Annotated in this window: 19 protein-coding genes; 9 read left to right on the top strand and 10 right to left on the bottom strand. The window is 67.2% G+C overall.

The window, feature by feature from the left end; genetic code table 11:
* Nucleotide 1: 1 nt before the first annotated feature.
* Entirely contained in the window at nt 2-1,033 is a 1,032-nt protein-coding gene (locus KU887_RS20490; protein WP_006494693.1) for a TRAP transporter substrate-binding protein, read from the bottom strand.
* Nucleotides 1,034-1,311: 278 nt separating this feature from the next.
* Complete coding sequence (locus tag KU887_RS20495; protein ID WP_034202240.1) at nt 1,312-2,220, bottom strand: LysR substrate-binding domain-containing protein; 909 nt, start codon at nt 2,218-2,220, stop codon at nt 1,312-1,314.
* Between the two features lie 113 nt (nt 2,221-2,333).
* On the opposite strand from KU887_RS20495, the gene KU887_RS20500 reads away from it, so the two are divergent.
* Together KU887_RS20500 and KU887_RS20505 are read left to right on the top strand one after the other, a co-directional pair.
* On the top strand, nt 2,334-3,272 hold the full coding sequence (locus KU887_RS20500; RefSeq protein WP_060211182.1) for a 2-hydroxyacid dehydrogenase: 939 nt from the start codon (nt 2,334-2,336) through the stop codon (nt 3,270-3,272).
* Nucleotides 3,273-3,336: 64 nt separating this feature from the next.
* A complete protein-coding gene (locus KU887_RS20505) occupies nt 3,337-4,701 on the top strand; it encodes an MFS transporter (RefSeq protein WP_077056851.1) in 1,365 nt (454 codons plus the stop codon).
* Nucleotides 4,702-4,726: 25 nt separating this feature from the next.
* On the opposite strand, the gene KU887_RS20510 is transcribed toward KU887_RS20505, so the two are convergent.
* The gene (locus KU887_RS20510) at nt 4,727-5,695 is read right to left on the bottom strand and encodes a LysR family transcriptional regulator (protein WP_006494690.1); all 969 of its coding nucleotides are present in this window, start codon (nt 5,693-5,695) and stop codon (nt 4,727-4,729) included.
* Between the two features lie 362 nt (nt 5,696-6,057).
* On the opposite strand from KU887_RS20510, the gene KU887_RS20515 reads away from it, so the two are divergent.
* The 4 genes from KU887_RS20515 (at nt 6,058) to KU887_RS20530 (ending at nt 10,390) form a co-directional block, all read left to right on the top strand.
* The gene (locus KU887_RS20515) at nt 6,058-7,233 is read left to right on the top strand and encodes an HPP family protein (RefSeq protein ID WP_258257638.1); all 1,176 of its coding nucleotides are present in this window, start codon (nt 6,058-6,060) and stop codon (nt 7,231-7,233) included.
* 123 nt (nt 7,234-7,356) lie between these two features.
* The gene (locus tag KU887_RS20520) at nt 7,357-7,770 is read left to right on the top strand and encodes a MarR family winged helix-turn-helix transcriptional regulator (RefSeq protein ID WP_006482973.1); all 414 of its coding nucleotides are present in this window, start codon (nt 7,357-7,359) and stop codon (nt 7,768-7,770) included.
* A gap of 14 nt (nt 7,771-7,784) precedes the next feature.
* A complete protein-coding gene (locus tag KU887_RS20525) occupies nt 7,785-9,572 on the top strand; it encodes a chloride channel protein (RefSeq protein WP_034202237.1) in 1,788 nt (595 codons plus the stop codon).
* 485 nt (nt 9,573-10,057) lie between these two features.
* Nucleotides 10,058-10,390, top strand: a complete 333-nt coding sequence (locus tag KU887_RS20530; protein ID WP_006482964.1) for a hypothetical protein — start codon at nt 10,058-10,060, stop codon at nt 10,388-10,390.
* A 97-nt stretch (nt 10,391-10,487) separates the two neighbouring features.
* Here the strand turns inward: KU887_RS20530 and KU887_RS20535 are convergent, their stop codons facing one another.
* Both KU887_RS20535 and KU887_RS20540 read right to left on the bottom strand, forming a co-directional pair.
* A complete protein-coding gene (locus tag KU887_RS20535) occupies nt 10,488-10,808 on the bottom strand; it encodes a pyrimidine/purine nucleoside phosphorylase (RefSeq protein ID WP_006478890.1) in 321 nt (106 codons plus the stop codon).
* Between the two features lie 173 nt (nt 10,809-10,981).
* Nucleotides 10,982-11,884 (bottom strand): LysR substrate-binding domain-containing protein, encoded by a 903-nt coding sequence (locus KU887_RS20540; protein WP_006482963.1) that lies wholly within the window; start codon nt 11,882-11,884, stop codon nt 10,982-10,984.
* Nucleotides 11,885-12,066: 182 nt separating this feature from the next.
* Here KU887_RS20540 and KU887_RS20545 point away from each other — a divergent pair, with 182 nt between their 5' ends.
* The 3 genes from KU887_RS20545 to KU887_RS20555 all read left to right on the top strand — a co-directional run bounded on the left by KU887_RS20545 (nt 12,067) and on the right by KU887_RS20555 (nt 15,395).
* Nucleotides 12,067-13,251 carry a M20 aminoacylase family protein gene (locus KU887_RS20545; RefSeq protein ID WP_006482953.1) on the top strand — a complete coding sequence of 395 codons (1,185 nt, stop codon included), beginning with the start codon at nt 12,067-12,069 and terminating at the stop codon, nt 13,249-13,251.
* Between the two features lie 43 nt (nt 13,252-13,294).
* A complete protein-coding gene (locus tag KU887_RS20550; protein ID WP_258257656.1) occupies nt 13,295-14,614 on the top strand; it encodes an MFS transporter in 1,320 nt (439 codons plus the stop codon).
* Between the two features lie 238 nt (nt 14,615-14,852).
* Nucleotides 14,853-15,395, top strand: a complete 543-nt coding sequence (locus KU887_RS20555) for a cysteine hydrolase family protein (RefSeq protein ID WP_258257657.1) — start codon at nt 14,853-14,855, stop codon at nt 15,393-15,395.
* A 270-nt stretch (nt 15,396-15,665) separates the two neighbouring features.
* Here KU887_RS20555 and KU887_RS20560 read toward each other — a convergent pair whose 3' ends face one another.
* The 5 genes from KU887_RS20560 to KU887_RS20580 form a co-directional block, all read right to left on the bottom strand.
* Entirely contained in the window at nt 15,666-16,769 is a 1,104-nt protein-coding gene (locus KU887_RS20560) for a porin (RefSeq protein ID WP_006482966.1), read from the bottom strand.
* Nucleotides 16,770-16,832: 63 nt separating this feature from the next.
* Nucleotides 16,833-17,252 (bottom strand): DoxX family protein, encoded by a 420-nt coding sequence (locus tag KU887_RS20565; protein ID WP_012493376.1) that lies wholly within the window; start codon nt 17,250-17,252, stop codon nt 16,833-16,835.
* 175 nt (nt 17,253-17,427) lie between these two features.
* Nucleotides 17,428-18,705 carry a cytochrome c gene (locus KU887_RS20570; protein WP_060263394.1) on the bottom strand — a complete coding sequence of 426 codons (1,278 nt, stop codon included), beginning with the start codon at nt 18,703-18,705 and terminating at the stop codon, nt 17,428-17,430.
* 2 nt (nt 18,706-18,707) lie between these two features.
* Nucleotides 18,708-20,327: a GMC family oxidoreductase gene (locus KU887_RS20575; protein ID WP_006482972.1), complete on the bottom strand. Its 1,620-nt coding sequence runs from the start codon at nt 20,325-20,327 to the stop codon at nt 18,708-18,710.
* Complete coding sequence (locus KU887_RS20580) at nt 20,327-20,833, bottom strand: sugar dehydrogenase complex small subunit (RefSeq protein ID WP_080331110.1); 507 nt, start codon at nt 20,831-20,833, stop codon at nt 20,327-20,329. Before KU887_RS20580 ends, KU887_RS20575 begins: the two co-directional genes overlap by 1 nt.
* Nucleotides 20,834-20,858: the final 25 nt, after the last annotated feature.

Genomic DNA, 20,858 nt, shown 5'->3' on the forward strand with positions numbered 1-20,858 from the left:
CTCAACCCCGCGCGGCGGCGATCGCCGGAAACAGCGGCGCGGTGGCCGGATATTGCTTCGCGAACGCCACATACAGGCGGTCGTGCATCGTCTGCCGCAACGCCGCGCGCTCGGCGTCGGCCAGCGGGTAAAACGCCATGCCGCGCTGCTTCAGCGCCTGCTCCGCCTGCGCGGCCTTCTGCGCGGCAATCGCGCGCTGCTGCGCGGTCGCGTCGGCCACCGCGCGATCGAAGGCCGGCCGCAGATTGGCCGGAATCCGGTCGAGCGCACGCCGCCCCATCACGACGGTCATCGCCGCGAACACGTGGCGCGATTGCCAGCACGACTTCACGATCTCGTCGAAGCGGCTCGCGAGCACCGTGGCGGGATCGTGCTCGAGACCGTCGACGACGCCCGTCTGCACGGCCATGTACAGCTCGCCGAACGGAATCGGCGTCGGCACCGCGCCCATCGCCTTGAAGGTATCCATGAACGCGGGCGTCGGCAGCACGCGCAGCTTCGTCCCCTTCAGCCCGGGCAACGCCGTCACCGGCTGCTTCGTGAATACGCAGCGCCCGCCGAAATGCGAACCCCAGGTCAGCACCGAGCATCCGGCGCGCTTTTGCAGCAGCGCGTTCAGGCTCGTACCGACCTGACCGTCGAGCGCCTTCGCGACGTGCGCGTAGCTGTCGAACAGGTAGCCGAGATCGAGCATCCCGAGCTCCGGCGCGATCGTGGCCCAGATCGACGAGCCCGAGATCATCATGTCGATCGCGCCGATCTTGACCTGCTGCACGACATCGTTTTCCTTGCCGAGCTGGCTGTTCGGAAAGTAGTCGACCCGGATCGCATCGCCCACGCTCGCCTTCAGGTTCGCGGCGAGACGCTCGTACCACACGTAATGCGCGGCGTTCTGGTCGGCCGGCATCGACGACGAGCAGCGCAGCGTGACGACCGGCTGCTGCGCGCGCACGCCTTCCGGCAAGCCGCCCGCGGCCGCCAGCGTGGCGGCGGACACCGTCTGCAGAAAGCGCCGCCGGGTGTAGGTATTCATGAGCCGTCTCCTTTGCGAGTGCGTCTCGCGACGCGACTGTATCGATTTAGTGTATCGATACAGTAATACGACGACCGATGAGAGAAAAATGGGGGTTTCCCCTGTTCAGGACAAAAAATCCGGATCGTGTGGCGCGTATTTCGGGCGGAACTCGTATGAAAAATCGCCGTTTTTCACGCGTTGGGGACGCCGCAAACAATTCGCGCCCGCGTCTTCGATCATCGGACGACCGACTTTCGGTGGTACGCGGCAGGCCGCTCAGGCGAGCAGGCGCACCGCTAAACGCCCGGATCGTCCGCGCTGTCCGTCAGAAACCGCTCGACCATCGCGTTGAACACCGGCAGCGCCGGATTGTCGTTGTCCGCGCGCCATGCGAGATACAGCTCGGCCGCCACGTTGACGCCAGCCAGCGGCCGGAACACCACGCCGTCCACATGAAGCTCGCGCGCCGACGCCGGCACCAGCGCCGCACCGAGCCCCGCGCGCACGAGGCCGAGGATCGTATGCGTCTGGCCGACGTAGTGCAGGTAGTTCGGCAGCCGCCCGGCGCCCGCGAACATCCCCGAGATCATGTCGTGGAAATACTTGCCCTCGTTCGGCGAATACGCGATGAACGGCTGCCGGTCGAGCTCATCGGGGCCGATCTGCTCGTAGGCCGCGAGCGGCGCGCCCTCCGCGACCGCGACGAGCATCGGTTCGCGCTGCACGAGCCGGTATTCGAGCGGCTGGCGCGCCGCGCGCTGGCGCACGAAACCCGCGTCGAGCATCCGCGACGCGAGCGCGTCGATCTGCACGGTCGACACCATCTCGCGCAATTCGACGTCGACGTCCGGCAACGCATGCGCCGCGTGCGCGAGCAGCACCGGAATCATCCGGTACGCACTGACGGCCGTGAAGCCGAGCGTGATGCGCCCGGCCCCGCCGTGCGCGACGCGCTGCGCGGCCTGCTCGGCGCGCGCGGAAAACTCGAGGATGTGCCGCGCGTCGCGCAGGAAGCGCTCGCCGGCCGCGGTCAGGCTGACCTGCCGGCTGCTGCGCTCGAGCAATGCGATGCCGAGCGCGTGCTCGAGCAACTGGATCTGCCGGCTGAGCGGCGGCTGGGTCATGAAGAGTCGCCGGGCCGCGCGGCCGAAATGCAGTTCTTCAGCGACCGCGACGAAACAGCGAAGCTGGTGCAGTTCAATCATTCAAATCTTGAATCAATCGATAGTCTTTTGATGTTAGACCGATATCAATACGATTTCTATACTCGGTTCCACCTGATGCACGGCCCGCGCCGCGCACGACGACCGAGACCTTCATGACCATCGACATCCTGCTGACCCAGCCGCTTCCCGACACCATCGACGCCGAACTGTCCGCCCGTTATACCGTGCACCGGCTGTATGCGGCCGAGCAACCGGAGGCGCTGCTCGATCGCGTGGCGCCGCGCATTCGCGGCGTCGTGACGGGTGGCGCGAACGGCCTGTCCGCCGCGCTGATGGACCGGCTCGCCGCGCTCGAGATCATCGCGATCAACGGCATCGGCACCGACGCGGTCGATCTCGACCGCGCCCGGGCGCGCGGCATCCACGTGACGACGACCCCCGACGTACTGACCGATGACGTCGCCGACATGGCGCTGGGCCTGATCCTGATGACCCTGCGCGACCTCGGCGCCGGCGAGCGGATCGTGCGCGCCGGCCGCTGGGGCAAAACGGCGCAGCCGCTCGCGACGCAGGTCACCGGCAAGCGGCTCGGCATCGTCGGGCTCGGCCGTGTCGGACGCGCGATCGCGCAGCGCGCGCAGGCGTTCCGGATGCCCGTCAGTTACTTCGGCCCGCGCGAGCATCGCGACAGCGGCTATCGCTTCGTGCCCGACCTCGCCACGCTCGCACGCGACAGCGACGTGCTCGTGATCGCGGCCTCGGCCGATCACGGCAACGTGCTGGTGACGGCCGATGTGCTCGCCGCGCTCGGCCCCCAAGGATTCCTGATCAATGTCGCGCGCGGCAAGCTGGTCGACGAAGCCGCGCTCGTGCGCGCGCTGGCCGACGGCACGATCGCCGGCGCCGGTCTCGACGTGTTCGCGAACGAACCGCACGTGCCGGCCGCGCTGCTCGAACTCGATCGCGTCGTCGTGCAGCCGCACCGCGCGAGCGCCACGCACGAAACGCGCGAGGCAATGGGCCGCATCGTGCTCGCGAACCTCGCCGCATGCTTCGCGGGCCAGCGCCCGCCGACCAGCGTCACCCGCTGAGCGCCACACCGCCCGCCCGTTACAACACCGGATGCCTCCGCACGACGGAGGCCAGGAGACACGCATGTCCCATCGATCCAGCGGCGCTGCCGTCGCCGCCTCGCCCGCCGCCTCGCGCACGATCGGCCGCGTCCGTTACGCGGTCCTCGCGCTGATTTTCGCGGTCACCGTCGTCAACTATGCGGACCGCGCGACGATGTCGATCGCCGGCACCGGCGTCGCGCACGATCTCGGGCTCACGCCGGTCCAGCTCGGCGTCGTCTTTTCCGCGTTCGCGTGGGCCTATGCGATCGGCCAGATTCCGGGCGGCTGGCTGCTCGACCGCTTCGGCGCACGGCGCGTGTATGGCCTGAGCCTGTTGCTGTGGTCGGTGTTCACGATGCTGCAGGGCACGGTCGGCGCGTTCGCCGTGCAGGGCGCGGCCGCGACACTCGCGCTGTTCGTGATGCGCTTCATGCTCGGCCTCGTCGAATCGCCGGCGTTTCCGGCCAATTCGCGGATCGTCGCCTGCTGGTTCCCGACGGCCGAACGCGGCACCGCGTCGGCGCTGTTCAATTCCGCGCAGTACATGGCCGTCGTGCTGTTCACGCCGGCGATGGCGTGGCTCACGCATGCGCTCGGCTGGGAGCACGTCTTCCTGTGGATGGGGCTGCTCGGCATCGCGCTCGCCGCGCTGTGGTTCGCGTGGTATCGCGAGCCGCACGGCCATCCGCGCGTGACCGACGCGGAGCGTGACTACCTGCGTGCTCACGGCGCGCTCGTCGATCTGGAGGCGAACCGCGTGCGCGAGCGGCCGCGCGTGTCGTGGCACGACGTGTCGCAACTGTTCCGCCACCGGAACCTGTGGGCGATCTACATCGGCCAGTACTGCATCACGGCGCTCACCTACTTCTTCATCACGTGGTTCCCGATCTACCTGATCAAGGGGCGCGGGATGACGATCATGGAAGCCGGCTGGGTCGCCGCGCTGCCGGCGATCTGCGGCTTCACGGGCGGCGTGCTCGGCGGCGTGCTGTCGGACTGGCTGATCCGGCGCGGCATGCATCCGTCGAGGGCGCGCAAGACGCCGTTCGTCGCGGGGATGGCGATGGCGGCGCTGCTCGTGCTCGCGAACGGCGCATCGTCGAACGCGGTCGTGATCGCGCTGATGACGATCGCGTTCTTCGGCAAGGGGCTCGCGGCGGTCGGCTGGGCCGTGCTCGCCGACACGGCGCCGGAAGGCATGGTTGGGCTGAGCGGCGGCGTGTTCAACGGCCTCGGCAACATCGCCGGGATCGTCACGCCGCTCGTGATCGGCTACTTCGTCGCGAGCACCGGCTCGTTCGCCGGCGCGTTGTGGTTCGTCGCCGCGCACGGACTGATCGGCATTGCGGCGTACGTATGGCTCGCGGGCCGCTTCGAGCGCATCCGCATCGCGCCGGCCGCATGAGCGCCGCGGCCGCACGCCGGCGCCGTCACGCGCGTTGGCGGCTGCTCGGCACGTGCTCCGTCGTCAGCCGGTCGAGTTCGCGCAGATCGTTCTCGAGCGCGGGCGTGAGCGTCGTGCGCAGGTGGTCGAGGAAGGTGCGGATCTTCGCATCGAGATAGCGGCGCGTCGCGTAGACCGCATAGACGCTCACCGTCTGCAGCCGGTACTCGGGCAGCACGCGGATCAGGCGCCCTTCGCGGATATCGTCGAGCACCGTATACAGCGCCACGCACGCGATCCCGCGCCCGGCGCGCACCGCGACGCACAGCGCATCCGGCACGTTGACCTGGAACGGCGCCGGCTGCAGCTCGTAGACGGTTTCCTCGCCGTCGCTGCGCTCCAGGCGCCATTCGCCGGCCGGCGACGCGGGCGTGTCGAGGCGCAGGCACACGTGGTTCGGCAGTTCGTCGGGCGTCTGCGGCGTGCCGTGCCGTGCCAGGTATTCGCGCGACGCGACGAGTACGCTGCAACTCGTGCCGCAGGTCTGCGCGACATAGCCCGAATCGGGCAGTTGCGACGCGGTCACGATCGATACGTCGTAGCCCTCTTCGACCAGATTCGGCATCCGCTGCGCCAGCGTCAGCTCGACCGATACGTCGGGGTTGTCCTCCTGGTAGCGGACGATCGACGACACGACATGACTCTGCCCGAGCCCCGTCATCGCGTGAATGCGCATCTTGCCGCTCGGCCGCAGCAGCGCGTTGCGCGCCTCCGCGTTCGCGTAGTCGATTTCCGCGAGGATCGATTTCGCGCGCTCGAAATAGCGCTCGCCGCTTTCGGTCAGGCCGAGGTGACGGGTCGTGCGATGCAGCAGGCGCGTCTGTACGTGGGCTTCGAGGTTCGAGACCGCGCGCGACACCTGCGCGGTGGTCGCGTCGATTTCCTTCGCGACCGCAGTAAAACTGCCGGCTTCGACGACGCGCACGAACAGGCGCATGTTTTCGAGCATGTCCATTGAATTGGCTTGGGGAGAGTCAGTGGGGAGGCGTCGGCGGCGCTCGCGTCAGAGGGGCAACGGAACACGGCCGCGAACCACGTCGAATCGATCACCGTGCCGGGGAGAAGGCGGGAGAGCGGGCATCGCGTACGGGGTTCTGGCATGACGGGGGAATTCAGTGCGCCGAATTGTACGCCGCTGCAGACAAATTTGGGCGATTGTGCGCACGCAAGCTCTCATCCGGTGAAAGCATTTTGCAAGATTTGCGCGTCGCACGCGTGCAACGACGCGATGCCGCGCGACAATTTGTATCACAACACGATATAATTCCGCGCTTGGCCGCCGCGCCCTCGCGTTGTCATTTTTACCGCTTACCGTCCATGTCGTCAGGCTCCTCCCCGTCGCGCCGCACGTTGCGGCAGTGGCTGCACAGCTTCATTCCCCATCCGATGACACTCGGCTGGCGCGAGCGCCTGCGCTCGTGCACCGGCGCGCTCGTCGGCATTGCGACGGTCGGCGTCACGACGCGGCTGCTGCCCGGCGTACCGGGCCTCGTGCCGCTGCTCGTCGCGCCGATGGGCGCGTCGGCCGTGCTGCTGTTCGCGGTGCCGGCGAGCCCGCTCGCGCAGCCCTGGTCGATCATCGGCGGCAATCTCGTCGCGGCGACGGTCGGCGTCGCGTGCGCGCAATGGATCGCCGACCCGATCACGGCCGCCGCGGTCGCGATCGCCTGCGCGATCGGCGGCATGTTCGCGCTGCGCTGCGTGCATCCGCCGTCGGGCGCCGTCGCGCTCACGGCCGTGGTCGGCGGTCCGGCGATCCATGCGCTCGGCTTCGGCTTCGTCCTGCAGCCGATCGCGCTGCAATCGGCGATCCTGCTGTCGGCCGCGCTCGTCTACCACGCGCTGACCGGGCACCGCTACCCGCACGGCGGCGTGCGCCCCGAAGCGAAACCGCAGACCGGCGGCGCCGCCCCGGCGCGCGGCGGCTTCACGCGCGGCGACCTCGACGCGGTGCTGAAGCGCCGCAGCGAATGGCTCGACGTCGATCCGGACGATCTTGAAACGCTGCTGCGCGAAACCGAAATGCAGGCTTATACGCGCACGTTCGGCCAGTTGAAGTGCGCCGACCTGATGACGAAGCATGCGATCGAGGTCGCGCCGTCGACGTCGGTCGCGGCCGCGCTCACGCTGCTCGATCGCCACCGCGTGAAGGCGCTACCGGTGGTCGACGGCGAAGGCCGCCTGACCGGCATCGTCACGCGCGCCGACCTCACGCGTCAGTTGCGCCGTCCGGCCCCGCTGTGGCAGCGCCTGTCCGCGCGGTTGCCGCAATCGTTCGGCGGCCAGCCCGCGAGCGTCGCGTCCGTGATGACGCGCGACGTCGCATCGGTGCCGGAAACCATGCCGATTACGGCGCTCGTGCCGCTGTTCACGCATTCGGGCCACCACCATATTCCGGTCGTCGATGCGTCGCGCCGGCTCGTCGGCATCATTACGCAGACGGATCTCGTCACGGGCCTGTATCAGCAGACCCAAATGCTCGAGGCCGCGTAGCGCGCACCCCGCCACGTCACCGCCTGCGACACGCGGAATGCGACCATTCCGCCTGATTTCGGCCATTTATATCATATTGTGATATATTTGCCGCCACCGTAACCGACTGCCCGACCGACCTCGATGAACGATACCCGACGCGCGCTGACGAAAGGCGATTTCCAGCAACTGTCCGAGTTCCGCTACCAGATGCGCCGCTTCGAGCGCTTCTCCGAACGCGCCGCGCAAAGCGAAGGCGTGACGCCGCTGCAATACCTGCTGCTGCTGCACATCAAGGGCTATCCGCATCGCGAATGGGCGACCATCGGCGAACTCGCGGAACGCCTGCAGGCGCAGCACCACGGCGTCGTGGCGCTGGTGACGCGCTGCGAAGCGCTCGGGCTCGTGAAGCGCAAGCCGAGCGAAGCCGACCGCCGCCAGGTCGAAGTCCACCTCGAGCACGCCGGCGAAACGCTGCTCGCCCGCCTCGCGGCCATGCATCGCGCCGAACTGAAGTCGCTCAAGGACACGTTCCAGGTTCCCCAGATCGATTACTGACCCTTGCCACTCCGATGAACGCCCCACATAAACGCGATTTCTCGACCAACGAACGCCTGCCCAGGATCGCGTTGCTTGCCGCCGTGATCGGCCTGCTCAGCACGCTTGCCGCGTTCGTGCTGCTGAGCCTGATCCACCTGTTCACGAACCTGTTCTTCTTCCAGCAGTTCTCGTTCGCCGATCATTCGCCCGCGAACAACACGCTCGGCGCCTGGGTGATCGCCGTCCCGGTGATCGGCGGGCTGATCGTCGGCCTGATGGCGCGTTTCGGTTCGGAGAAGATTCGCGGCCACGGCATTCCGGAAGCGATCGAGGCGATCCTGTTCGGCAAGAGCCGCATGTCGCCGAAGGTCGCGATCCTCAAGCCGCTGTCGTCCGGCGTCGTGATCGGCAGCGGCGGCCCGTTCGGCGCCGAAGGTCCGATCATCATGACGGGCGGCGCGCTCGGCTCGCTGATCGCGCAGTGCGTGCACGTGACCGCCGCCGAGCGCAAGACGCTGCTCGTCGCCGGTGCAGCCGCCGGCATGACCGCCGTGTTCGGCACGCCGGTGGCCGCCGTGCTGCTCGCGGTCGAGCTGCTGCTGTTCGAATGGCGCCCGCGCAGTTTCCTGCCGGTCGCGCTGGCGTGCGCGGTGGCCGGCTTCGCACGCGCGGTGTTCTTCGGCGTCGATCCGCTGTTTCCGCTGACGACCGCCGCGCCCACGCCCGTCGCGCTGCTGTCGTGCATCGTCGCGGGTCTGCTGTCGGGTGCGCTCGCATGCGGCCTGTCGGCGGCGCTCTACCGCGTCGAAGACACCTTCGCGAAGCTGCCCGTGCACTGGATGTGGTGGCCCGCGCTCGGCGCGATCGTGATCGGCGTCGGCGGCTGGCTCGAGCCGCGCGCGCTCGGCGTCGGCTACGACGTGATCGGCGACCTGCTGCACCAGCACATCGCGCTGAAGATCGCGCTCGCGCTGCTGATCGTGAAGGCCGTGATGTGGGTGATCGCGCTCGGCTCCGGCACGTCGGGCGGGGTGCTCGCCCCGCTGCTGATGCTCGGCGCCGGCCTCGGCACCGTGCTGTCGCCGGTCTTGCCGGGCGGCGATCCGGCGCTGTGGCCGATCGTGTGCATGGCCGCGACGCTCGGCGCGACGCTCGGCGCCCCGCTCACCGCGATCGTATTCGCCTTCGGCCTCACGCACGACACCAATGCGCTGCTGCCGCTGCTCGCGGCGACGCTCGTCGCGCACGGCTTCGCGACCATCGTGATGAAGCGCTCGATCATGACGGAAAAGATCGCACGCCGCGGCTACCACATCTATCGCGAATACGGCGTCGATCCGCTGGAGCGGCACGACATCGGCGAAGTGATGACGTCGGCCGATCTGCTCGTCGCGATCGACGGCACCGCGACGCTCGATACCGTCGAGACGCAATACTTCGGCGCGAAGCAGACACACCGCGCGTACCCGGTCGTGCAGAACGGCCGCCTGCTCGGCCTCGTCGATCGCGCGACGCTCGACGCGCAACGTGCGCAGGCCGGCGCCGACACGCCGATCTCGGCCGCGTTCGCCGATCGTGCACCGGCCGTCGCGCTGGCGCACGAAACCTGCCGCGTCGTCGCGTCGCGCCTGGCGATGCTCGGCCTCGAACGCCTGCCGGTGGTCGCCGACGAGCAATCGCTGCGCATCACGGGGATCGTGTCCCGCAGCGACCTGATCAAGCCGGCGCTCCAGCACTTCGACGACGAACACAAGCGCGAGCGCTTCCGTCCGGTCGTCCCGGTCAACCTGCGCGGCATCGGCTCGCGCAAGGCCGGCTGACGTCGTTCGCGTGCGCGGCGCTCTGCCGCGCGCCGCTTCCCTGCCTCACGCCGCGCCACGATACGGTGCGCCCGTCGCGCGCCGCATCGCCTTCCCGTCGCTTTCCGCCGTTTAAAGTTGGTTAACAATTCAACAGACGAAAGTTTGTCATCATGGTGCTCATGCGACGGGGCCATCCAATAGCCATTCCACTTCGCCATTCGATAAAGAGTCGCGGCGCGGCATGCACGTACATGCCGCCTGCCGCGACCGTCACCTCACCACACCACGACCGGGCAGCGCACCGACCGCGCCGCGCATGACGTCGAGCCGTACACGACGCATGCCGCGCCGCAGCAACATGCGCAGCATCCGAGCCGCCATTTGGCAAGCGCGTTAACAACTTGTTTCGGAATGACCGGAACCGTGCCCGCCCGATGCGATCTCACTTGCACGCAGCACTGCTGCGCATCCCACTCAATCAATCACGACTCGAGGGAGATAACGTGAACGTGAAATACTTACCGCTCATCGCATTGACCGTGGCAATTTCTGCTCATGCCGCTGAACCTGCCGTGCAAAACGTGGGACAAAGCCAGAAAGACGCTCCCGACGTTTCGGCGTGCATCGCCAAGACCTGGGCCGACAAGTCGCAACAACAGGTGATCTCGCAGAACGTGCTGGCCAACGGCCTCGCGACCGATGTGTACGCACCGGGCCAGCAGCCGCCGAACGGCGCCGCCGCGATGGTGCGTCCGTCGTGGAAGCCGGGTGCGAAGACGTGGGTCGGCGTGCGCGGCGATGCAGCGTCCGCCGGCGACATCAACGCCTGCCTGTAACGATGTAACGAGAACAGCGCACCGGATGGCCTTGCGCCATCCGCTTGCGACGAGCCCCGCTTCGGCGGGGCTTTTTCTTTGCTGCGCGGAAAGCGTCTTACAGATAGCTGCAGACGTAATCGAGCGTCTCGAGCACTTCGATGTCGAAGCGGCTCTTGCCCGGCACCGAGAACGATTCGCCGGCGCCGTAGGTCTGCCATTCGCTGCTGCCGTCGAGCTTCACGCGGCACTTGCCGGCCTGCACTTCCATCAATTCGGGCGCATCCGTGCCGAAGTTGAGCGCGCACGGCAGGATCACGCCGAGCGTCTTGCGCGTGCCGTCCGGGAAGAGCACGGTGTGCGACACGCACTTGCCGTCGAAATAGACGTTCGCGCGCTTGACGACCGATACGTTGTCGAATTGGGTTGCACTGGTCATGTGATGCCTCTGATTGCTGGATGCCGGATGGCGATGGAGTTGGAGGCCGGCCGGGGCGGCGGGCCGGCCGCTATGATACCGGCTCGCGCAACGTGTATCGGAATGGCGCGCTACCGGTGCGCGCCGGGCCCAAGATCGTCAGGATCACTACGTGATTCATGTGGGGTGCCGGTTCACCGCAACCCCTTGCGCCGCGCGGAATCGCGCAGGCAATCGAGCAGCATCGCCGCGGCCGGCGTCAGCGGGCTGTCGCGGCGCGTGACGACCTGAACCGATACGCCCGGCAGGCGCTCGCGAATCGGCAGCACCGCGAGCTGCTCGCGCGCCCACTCGCCTTGCAGCAGTTGCTCGGGCATCGATGCGATCAGGTCGCAGCCGGTCATCAGGCTGTGCGCAAGACCGAAGCTCGGGCATTCGACGACGCGCGCCGGCACCGGCAGCCCGTACGCGACGAACGAATTGAACAACACCTGCGTGGAGCTTTCCGGCGACGGATTCATCAGCCAGTCGGCCTCGACGAGATCGGCGAGCGACGTGGCCGACGCGAGCGGATGCCCTTTGCGCGCGACGATCAGCGAGCGGCTCGCGTAGAGCTCCGCATGATCGAACTCGGCGGCGAGCAGTTCAGGCACGACGACGGCCACCGCGAAATCGAGCGAGCCGTCGTGCAGGCGCGGCAGCGCGACCCCCGGGAAGCCTTCGACCAGATTGACGCGCGCCACCGGAAAGCGGCGCCGGAACGCACGGAATGCGTCGGGCAGGATCGTCACCGCCGCCGCGGGCGTGATCGCCGCCGCGACGGAACCCGTCATCGCGCCCTGCGCCTGCTCGATGTCGTCGCGGGCGCGCTGCATTTCGGCGACGATCAGCCGCGCGCGCACCTGCAGTTGCTGGCCGAACGCGGTGAGCTGCACGCCGCGCGCGGTGCGCACGACGAGCGACACGCCGAGCGCGATCTCCAGCTCCTTCACCGCCTTCGTCAACGCGGCCGGCGACACGTTCAGGCGCCGCGCGGCCGCGCGAATGCTGCCCTCCTCCGCGGCGGTGACGAACGCTTTCAGCTGATGGTATTTCATGGGGCAATGCGTGATCCGTGGAAACCCTGTGCGGCGCGCGGCGCCATCGCTCAGGGTATTCCCGAGCGGCAACCGACGGTGTGCACCAAAGCAATTTAGCAGCTTCTGGTACGCAAAAGAAATTTATATGCTTGGTCGTCGCATGCGCATCAGACGCCCCACCCGGCCCCACAGGAGACACCATGCTGCAAGCCGTGAACCCCGTCATCCCCGGCATCGCCGCGATCGCCCCCGAGCTCGTCGAAGTCCGCCGCCGCATCCACGCCCATCCCGAACTCGCATTCGAAGAGACGCTCACCAGCGATCTCGTCGCCGAACTGCTCACCGGCTGGGGCTACGACGTGCATCGCGGCATCGGCAAGACGGGCGTGGTCGGCGTGCTGCGCGCAGGACAAGGCACGCGTACCGTCGGCCTGCGCGCCGACATGGACGCGCTGCCGCTCGCGGAAACCACGGGCCTGCCGTACGCAAGCCGCCACGCGAACAAGATGCACGCATGCGGCCACGACGGCCACACCGCGATGCTGCTGTGCGCGGCGCGCCACCTCGCGGCGACGCGCCATTTTTCCGGCACGCTGAACCTGATCTTCCAGCCGGCCGAGGAAAATTTCGGCGGCGCGAAGGCGATGATGGACGACGGCCTGTTCGACCGTTTCCCGTGCGACGCGATCTTCGCGATCCACAACATGCCGGGCCGCGCGGCCGGCGACATGGCGTTTCGCACCGGCGCCGCGATGGCGTCGGCCGACCGCGTGACGATCACGCTGCGCGGCGTCGGCGGCCACGGCGCGATGCCGCATTTCGCGCGCGATCCGATGTCGGCCGCGGGCAGCATCATGGTCGCGCTGCAGACGATCGTCGCACGCGAAGTCGACGCGCAGCATGCGGCCGTGATCACGGTCGGCAGCGTGCAGGCCGGCGAGACGTTCAACATCATTCCGGAAACCGTCGTGATGAAACTGTCGGTGCGTGCGCTGAACGCCGACGTGCGCGCGCTGCTCGCGCGCCGTATCGAAGCGCTCGCGAAGGGGCAGGCGGAGAGCTTCGGCGTCACCGCGGAAGTCGACTACGACTATGGCTACCCCGTGCTCGTCAATCACGCGGAACCGACCGCGTTCGCGGCCGACGTCGCACGCCAGATGCTCGGCGCCGACCGCGTCGAAACCGAAGCCGCGCCGCTGATGGGCAGCGAGGACTTCGCGTTCATGCTCGAAGCGCGCCCCGGCTGCTACGCGTTCATCGGCAACGGGATCGGCAGCAAGGGCGGCTGCATGGTGCACAACCCCGGCTACGACTTCAACGACGACATCCTCGCGATCGGCGCGAGCTACTGGGTTCGCGTCGCCGAAGCCTGGCTCGCGGCCTGACGGCCCTTCACCACGCAGTTTCGCGCTCAACCGGGGGAACCCCATGGAAACGTCCGCCCTTCCGTTCGCCGGCACGCCGGTCGATGCCCGCGCCGCCGCGAAGAAACGCCGGCTGATCGCGGCCGCCGCCGTCGGCAACGCGCTCGAGTTCTACGACTTCACGGTCTACAGCTTCTTCGCGATCCTGATCGGCAAGCTGTTCTTTCCCGTGCATTCGTCGTTCGGGCAGTTGATGCTCGCGGTCGCGAGCTTCGGTGTCGGCTTCGTCACGCGTCCGCTCGGCGGGCTCGTGATCGGCATGTATGCGGACCGCGCCGGCCGCAAGAAGGCGATGATCCTCACGCTGCTGCTGATGGCGCTCGGCACCGCGACGATCGCGATCGCGCCGACCTTCGCGCAGATCGGCATCGCCGCGCCGCTGCTGCTCGTGCTCGCGCGGCTGCTCCAGGGGTTCGCGTCGGGCGGCGAAGTCGGCGCATCGACGACGCTGCTGCTCGAACAGGCGCCGCAGCATCGTCGCGGCTTCTACGCATCGTTCCAGTTCTCGAGCCAGGGGCTCGCCGCATTGGCGGGCGCACTCACCGGCGTTGCGTTGACGTCGACGCTGACGGCCGCGCAGCTCGAAAGCTGGGGCTGGCGCGTGCCGTTCATCATCGGCACGCTGTTCGTGCCGATCGGCTACTGGCTGCGCCACACCGTCGAGGAAGTGCCCGCTGCCGCGCCGGCCGCCGCGCACGACGAGCCGGTCGCCTCGCTGCCGCTCGCCGACGTGCTGCGCCACCATGGCAAGGCCGTGTTCGCGGGTCTCGGCGTGACGATCGGCGGCACGTCGATCCACTACATCATCGTGTTCTACATGGCGATCTACGGCGTGCAGGTGCTGCACCTGCCGACCTGGCTGTCGATGACGGCCGGCTGCGTCGCCGGTGCGATCCTGATGCTCGTGACGCCGATCGGCGGCCATCTGTCCGACGTATATGGCCGTAACCGGATCGTCTGGTGGACGCGCATCGTGCTGATGGCCGCGATCTATCCGGCGTTCATCGCGCTGAACCGCTGGCCGGGCGCCGCGTCGCTGCTGTCGATCATCGCCGCGCTGTCGATCGTGCATGCGATCAACATCGGTGCGACGGGCGCGATGCTCGGCGAGTTGTTTCCGCGGGCGGTGCGTGCGACGGGCGGTGCGCTGGTGTATAGCGTCGGCGTCGCGATCTTCGGCGGCTTCGCGCAGTTCTTCGTCACGTGGCTGATCTCGGCGACCGGGAATCCGAATGCGCCTGCGTGGTATGCGGTCGGGTGTGGCGCGATGACGTTGCTTGCGATCCGTTGCATGGACGAGAAGGCCGGGAAGGCGCTGGATTGAACGGCGGACGATGCGCGGCACGCGAAGCGTCATTGACGTCGCGCGCGCGCATCGGGCATCATCGGCCCATGCACCACGCCACGATCACCCTTTCGACGACCACGCGCACGACCGCCTTCGGCGGGCCCGTGCGGCGAGTGCGCGTAAGATCGTAGCGGCTCAATTCCCACAGGCCCCGCCGATTCCGGACGGGGTCTCGTCGTTTCTCCGTCCGCATCGGCCACTCAGGAGAAACGCAATGTCCGAAGCCCCTTCCCCGAAACGCGCGCTGCTCGTCATCGACATGCAGGTCGGGCTGTTTCATGGTCCCGATCGTCCGCATGACGGCGAACGCGTGCTGGCCAACATCAACCTGCTGATTCGTCGCGCGCATGAAGCCGGCGTGCCGGTGTTCGCCGTGCGTCACACCGGCCCGGCCGGCTCTCCGATCGCGCCCGACGCGCCGCTGGCCGCGCTGCTGCCGGAGCTTGCGATCGATACCGCTCGCGACATCGTGTTCGACAAGACGCGGCCGACCTGCTTCGCGGGCACGCGACTCGCCGAGTGGTTGCATGCGGCCGGGATCGGCGAGATCGTGATTGCGGGGATGAAGACGCAGTACTGCGTCGATACGACGTGCCGTGCGGCCGCGGATCTCGGGTTTCGCGCGGTGCTCGTGGCCGATGCGCACACCTGCACGGATACGCCCGCGCTGCCGGCCGAGCGGATCGTCGCGCATCATAATGCGACGCTTGGCGGGCCGTTTGCGGTGTTGACGACGACCGAGGCATGCGTGTTCTGATGCAGCGCGCCGGTCGGACTGCGGTAAGCGAGTGCGCGCGTTGCAATAGCGTCAGAAGGGGCCGTCAATTCGCAGGAATCGGCTTGCCGATCGTTCGATGCGTCATGCCGACCTTCGAGAACGGGACTGACCTCGAAGCAGCAGAAGAGCACGTGCGAGACCCTGTCGCGTCCGCTCATGGACAGCGACGATACGGCATGCACAGTAAAAGCAAAAAGACACGGGGCTTTCGCCACCCGTGCCTTTTTCACCTACACAAACCGCTCGCACTCAAAACGTATGCATCATCCCCACATACGCACCCGTCTGCGACTCGCCCGTCATCGGGCTTGTCCCCGACGTCGCGTCACGCGGCGTCGCGAGCAGCGAGAAGTTCGAATTTCCGCCGTTGCGCGCATACGCGACCGTGCCGTACAGGAACGTGCGCTTCGACAGGTTGTACGTGGTGCCGAGCACATACATGATCGCGTGCCCTGACGGATCGTGCGACGCATCGCCGCCGCCGTCGCCCACCTTCACGTAGTAGCCACCACCCGTCACGGCCCACTGCGGCGTAGCCGAATAGGTCGCGCCAAGCCAGTAGTGATCGGCACGGTCGGCGACACCGGCCGGGCTGTCCGGCGCCTGGTAGTGCGTATACGCACCCTGGATCTTGAACTTCGACACCTTCACGTTCGCCCCGACGAAGTACTCGCGCGACGCCGTGAAAATGTTGCTGAACTTGCCGTTGTTGTCGCGCAGTTCGTCGTAGATGCCGCGCACGTCGAGCACCGGCGAGTGGTACGAGATCATGATCCCGTCCGAGCGGCCGAAATCGTCGGCCGCGCCGTAGTTGAAGCCGCGCGACTGGTTGCCGAACGCGTATTGCGCCTGCACGTCGAAGCCGCCGATCACCGGGCTGTGATATTCGATGTTGTTGCTGCTCTGCTGCCAGTTGCGGCCACGCACGAGCGAGGCCGACGAAAACGCCTGCTGGACGAACGGGTCGAATTCCCACACGCCGTCGCTGTCGATGAACAGGTTGCGGCCGGCCTGCAGCTGGCCCCACGTGTTGCTCTTCAACCCGACGTACGCGCGCCGTGACCACATGCGCCCGCCGCCCGTCTGGCCGTTCATGACCTGGAACGCGGTTTCCAGGTTGAACACCGTCGACAGCCCGCCGCCGAGATCCTCGACGCCCTTCAGCCCGAACATGCTGGTGCCCCAGTCGCCGCTTTCCGCGCTCCAGCGCGACTTGCTGCCGTTCGGTGTCGCGATGTGGTTCAGGTATTCGATACCGCCGTCGATCCGGCCGTACAGCGTGACGCTCGTCTGTGCAAACGCGGCCGCCGGCGTGGCGGCCGCAATCAGCCATGCGAAGTATTTGAGTCGCAAAATGATGCCCCCTCGAAGTCTCGACCGTCCGACGCGCACCCCATGCACGCGCCTCGGGTCTGCTTATCCGCGATCGATCGAAAAACGTCCGGGGCCCGCCGCGCAGAGCGCGAGCAGGCCGCCCGAGATCGCGATGTTCTTGTAGAAATGAATCATGTTGTTGATCTGCTCGCCGCCCGTCATCGTCCAGTAGTGGTGGCCGATGATGCCGGTACCGATCGTGTACAGCGCAAGCAACAGCGCGAGCGGCCGCGTCTGGAAACCGACGAGGATCGCAATCCCGACGATGAGCTCCATCACGACGGAGATCGCCGCCGAGATGATCGGCGCCGGCGCGCCCTCGCTGCCCATGAACGCGATCGTACCGGAGAAGTCGATAATCTTCTTCCAGCCGAACATCACGAACAGGATCACGAGCAGGATTCGGGACAGCAGCAGCAGCACATCGCGCTGGGACGCGAGAAACGGTTGGTTCGGTGTCATGGTCTCGATCAACGAAAACGATGCGCGGCGTGCGCGCACCGGATTGCCTGTGAACCAGGACGGGCGGCCGCCTGCGCCGCCCGTCCCGCTCTGCAACAACCGGCATCGGGGCCCGCCCGATGTGCTGTGCTCCTCCTCTTTTCTATTGTTGCCCTGCCTCGCCGCGTGCCGCGTTTCAGCGCAGCTTCGCGACGTCCTGCTCGGTCACCTTCGCGGCCGGATTGCCGAACTGCCCGGTCAGGTAGTTCGTCAGCGCGGCGATCTGCGCATCCGACAGCTCGTGGCGGAACGCGGGCATCCCGACGTCCTCGCTGCCGGCCTTGCGCTGCACGCCGTTCAGGATCACCTGCACGAGGTTGGTCGGATTCGACGCGCCCACCGTCGAGTTGTGGAACAACGGCGGGTAGTAACCGTCCGGCGTGCCCTTGCCCTGCATCTGGTGGCAGGTCGCGCAGTTGCCGAGATACAGCCGTGCCGGATCGATGCCCGACGACGCGAGCGCGACGCCGCGCAGCTTCAGGCCATCCTCGGCCGGCTTGCCCCACGACGAGCGCGACTGCTTCGCGTCGCCGCTGGCGACGGCCGGCACCGTACGGATGTACGTCGAGATCGCGCCGATGTCGGCTTCAGTCATCTTCGAGAAGCTGTGCTCGATCGCCTCGGCCATCGGGCCGGCCGCCTGCGCGAGGCCCGGCACGCTGCCGGTGCGCAGGTACTGGACGAGCTGCTGCTGCGTCCAGCCGCCGATCCCCGCGTTCGGGTCGGACGTGATGTTGTAGCCGTCCCAGCCCGCGAGCACCGAGCCCGACAGGAAGCTGCCGCCCGTTTCGTCGAGCGACTTCTCCTGCATCGCGATGCCGCGCGGCGTGTGGCACGTGCTGCAGTGCGCGAGGCCCTGCACGAGATAGGCGCCGCGGTTCCACTCGGCGCTCTGCTCGGGCTTCGGCTGGTACACGCCGTCCTTCAGGAACAGCCAGTTCCAGATCTTCAGCGGCCAGCGCATGCTCAGCAGCGCGGGGATCTCGTTCTTCGGCGGCGCCTGCTTGACCGGTTCGACGCCGTGCATGAAGTACGCGTACAGCGCCTGCACGTCGTCGTCGTTGATCTTCGCGTACGACACGTACGGCATCGCCGGGTACAGGTTGTCGCCGTTCTTCGATACGCCGTGCCGCACCGCGCGCTCGAAGTCCTCGAACGTCCAGTTGCCGATGCCGGTATCGGGATCCGGTGTGATGTTGCTCGTATAGATCTTGCCGAGCATCGGCACCGGCATGCCGAGGCCGCCCGCGAACGGCTTGCCGCCCTTCGCGGTGTGGCATGCCATGCAGTCGCCCGCGACGGCGAGGTATTCGCCGCGCTTGACCTGCGCCGGATCGACCGAATCGGCCGCGCGTGCGAGGCCGGGCAGCGCGAGGCAGCCGGCGAGGAGGAAGGTGAGAGTAGATTTCCGCACGGTCAGACTTCCTTCTTCAGCGTGTCCGACATCCGCAGCGCGAGCGCCGCGATCGTCAGCGTCACGTTCACCGTACCGACGGTCGGCATCGTCGAGCTGCTCGAGATGAACAGGTTCGGATGGTCGAACGTGCGGCAGTCCTTGTCGACGACCGAGTCGCGTGCATCCGCGCCCATGATCGTCGCGCCCGTGATGTGGTTGTTCGGCGCGAACTCGTCGTTGAAGACGACGTCGGTGCCGCCCAGCACCTTCGCGGCCGTCGCGTAGACCTCGCGCGTGTGCACGGCGCCGCGCTTCACGTAATCGTCGATCGCATACGTGATCTCGGGGCGCGGGATGCCGATCGCGTCGGTGGCCGTCTTGCTCGGCACGATGCGGTTCTCGGGCTGCGGCAGAATCTCGTGGAAGCAATCGAACTGCACGTAGCGCGCGGAACGGTCACGGATCTGCGCGTCGAGCTCCTCGTGCTTCATCAGCTTGCCGGCCTTGAAGATCTTCTGCGTCTCCTGGTTGATGCGGGACATGTTCGACAGATGGATCTTCTTCGCGGCTTCGGTCGCGCGGAACGGGCCGTCGCGGAAACCGATCAGCGACGTCATCTCCTGCGGGCCGCGGCCCGGCCACAGCTTCTCGTTCGCGTAGAACGACACGCCGGTGCCCGGGTGGTCCATCAGGTTGCGGCCGACCATGTCGGAACTGTTCGCGACGCCGTTCGGGAAATCGCGGTTCGCGGACATCAGCAGGATCTTCGGCGTCTCGATGCCGTTCGCGGCGAGCACGAAGTACTTGCCTTCGACGCGATGGTCGGCGCCCGTCTTGTCCTTGTAGATCGCGGCGACGATGCGCTTGTCCGGGCCCGTCTCGAGCTTGTAGACGACCGCGCTGTCGATCAGCTTCGCGCCGGCCTGCTCGGCCTTCTCGACGTGGACGATGCCGTTGTACATCGCGCCGATCGGGCAGATCGGCATGCAATTGTTGTTCCCGCAACAGGTGGGCCGGCCGTCGTACGGGCGGCTGTTGCGGGCGACCGGCTCGGTCACCACGTGGAACTTCGGGTCATAGCCGTTGAGCGCGCTCTTGATGGTCTGCTCGTTGAACGACAGCGGCAGCGGCGGCATCGGGTACGCCTGCTTGCGCGGCGAGTACAGGTCTTCCTCGGGGCCCGGGCCCCACACGCCGAGTTCCTCCTCGGCGCGCTGATACCAGTGCTCGAGGTCGTCGTACTGGATCGGCCAGTCGCGAGCGACGCCGTACACCGTCTTCATCTTGAAGTCGTTCGGGATGAAGCGCCACGCGGAGGCGGCCCAGTGCCACGTCGTGCCGCCCACCGCGCGGATGTACTGCGAGTTGAACTTGTGCTCGCCCTTCAGGATCAGGTAGTCGTTCGGCGGGCCGTATTCCGGATGCGGGGCCCACGGGCTCGACGGGTACGGCGCCATGAAATCGGTCTTGTCGGGCTGGTTGCGAAAGCGCTCGACGATTTCCCAGCGCGGCATGCGCGGGCCGGCTTCCAGCAGGATCACGGACTTGCCCGCCATCGCGAGCTGGTGCGCAACGATCGCGCCGGCGACACCCGATCCGACGACGACGACGTCGGCTTTTTGCGTATCGGTATCGGCCATCAGGCTTGCCTCTCGATCGGTTTTTCGGCCCAGAAGCCGGGTTTGTTGGGGCAATACGAAGGGATCACGAGCGTATCGGACACCACGCTGAACATTAATGCTTCCTCGTAGGTAATCACGACGTTGTCGACGATGCCGAGATACCACGCGCCGAGAATCGTCAATGCGAGCGATTCCTGGTCGGGATTCAGCGAACCGGATGCGAGCGCACCGGCGAGTTGCGGCAGGCTGTCGGCCGTCTTGAACGAGCCCTTCTGCAAGGCCTGCAGATAGCGCTGGCCGGTGACGCGGCTCAGCCCTTTCTTGCCGGTCAATGCTTCGGAGAGCGTCATGAACGTATCGAGCGGCGCGGTGCCGGGATCGTCGGCCAGGGCCCGCAACGCCAGCGAGCCGGTGAGGCCCGCCACCGTCAGCGCCAGTGCGCCCTGCAGCCATTGACGCCGCGTGATGCCGGTTGCGGCTGCGTCGTCGTCACGACGCGATTGGGGGGTGTTGTCGTTGTGCATGTTTCCTTCTCTCGAACACCGGATT

The sequence above is a fragment of the Burkholderia sp. EMB26 genome, assembly GCF_024730645.1.
GTDB lineage: Bacteria > Pseudomonadota > Gammaproteobacteria > Burkholderiales > Burkholderiaceae > Burkholderia > Burkholderia cenocepacia.

Coding starts and splice junctions, on each gene's coding strand:
- KU887_RS20495 (WP_034202240.1), bottom strand. CDS start 2,220: ATGATTGAACTGCACCAGCTTCGCTGTTTCGTCGCGGTCGCTGAAGAA.
- KU887_RS20505 (WP_077056851.1), top strand. CDS start 3,337: ATGTCCCATCGATCCAGCGGCGCTGCCGTCGCCGCCTCGCCCGCCGCC.
- KU887_RS20545 (WP_006482953.1), top strand. CDS start 12,067: ATGCTGCAAGCCGTGAACCCCGTCATCCCCGGCATCGCCGCGATCGCC.
- KU887_RS20490 (WP_006494693.1), bottom strand. CDS start 1,033: ATGAATACCTACACCCGGCGGCGCTTTCTGCAGACGGTGTCCGCCGCC.
- KU887_RS20510 (WP_006494690.1), bottom strand. CDS start 5,695: ATGGACATGCTCGAAAACATGCGCCTGTTCGTGCGCGTCGTCGAAGCC.
- KU887_RS20575 (WP_006482972.1), bottom strand. CDS start 20,327: ATGGCCGATACCGATACGCAAAAAGCCGACGTCGTCGTCGTCGGATCG.
- KU887_RS20550 (WP_258257656.1), top strand. CDS start 13,295: ATGGAAACGTCCGCCCTTCCGTTCGCCGGCACGCCGGTCGATGCCCGC.
- KU887_RS20515 (WP_258257638.1), top strand. CDS start 6,058: ATGTCGTCAGGCTCCTCCCCGTCGCGCCGCACGTTGCGGCAGTGGCTG.
- KU887_RS20500 (WP_060211182.1), top strand. CDS start 2,334: ATGACCATCGACATCCTGCTGACCCAGCCGCTTCCCGACACCATCGAC.
- KU887_RS20565 (WP_012493376.1), bottom strand. CDS start 17,252: ATGACACCGAACCAACCGTTTCTCGCGTCCCAGCGCGATGTGCTGCTG.
- KU887_RS20535 (WP_006478890.1), bottom strand. CDS start 10,808: ATGACCAGTGCAACCCAATTCGACAACGTATCGGTCGTCAAGCGCGCG.
- KU887_RS20540 (WP_006482963.1), bottom strand. CDS start 11,884: ATGAAATACCATCAGCTGAAAGCGTTCGTCACCGCCGCGGAGGAGGGC.
- KU887_RS20525 (WP_034202237.1), top strand. CDS start 7,785: ATGAACGCCCCACATAAACGCGATTTCTCGACCAACGAACGCCTGCCC.
- KU887_RS20520 (WP_006482973.1), top strand. CDS start 7,357: ATGAACGATACCCGACGCGCGCTGACGAAAGGCGATTTCCAGCAACTG.
- KU887_RS20580 (WP_080331110.1), bottom strand. CDS start 20,833: ATGCACAACGACAACACCCCCCAATCGCGTCGTGACGACGACGCAGCC.
- KU887_RS20555 (WP_258257657.1), top strand. CDS start 14,853: ATGTCCGAAGCCCCTTCCCCGAAACGCGCGCTGCTCGTCATCGACATG.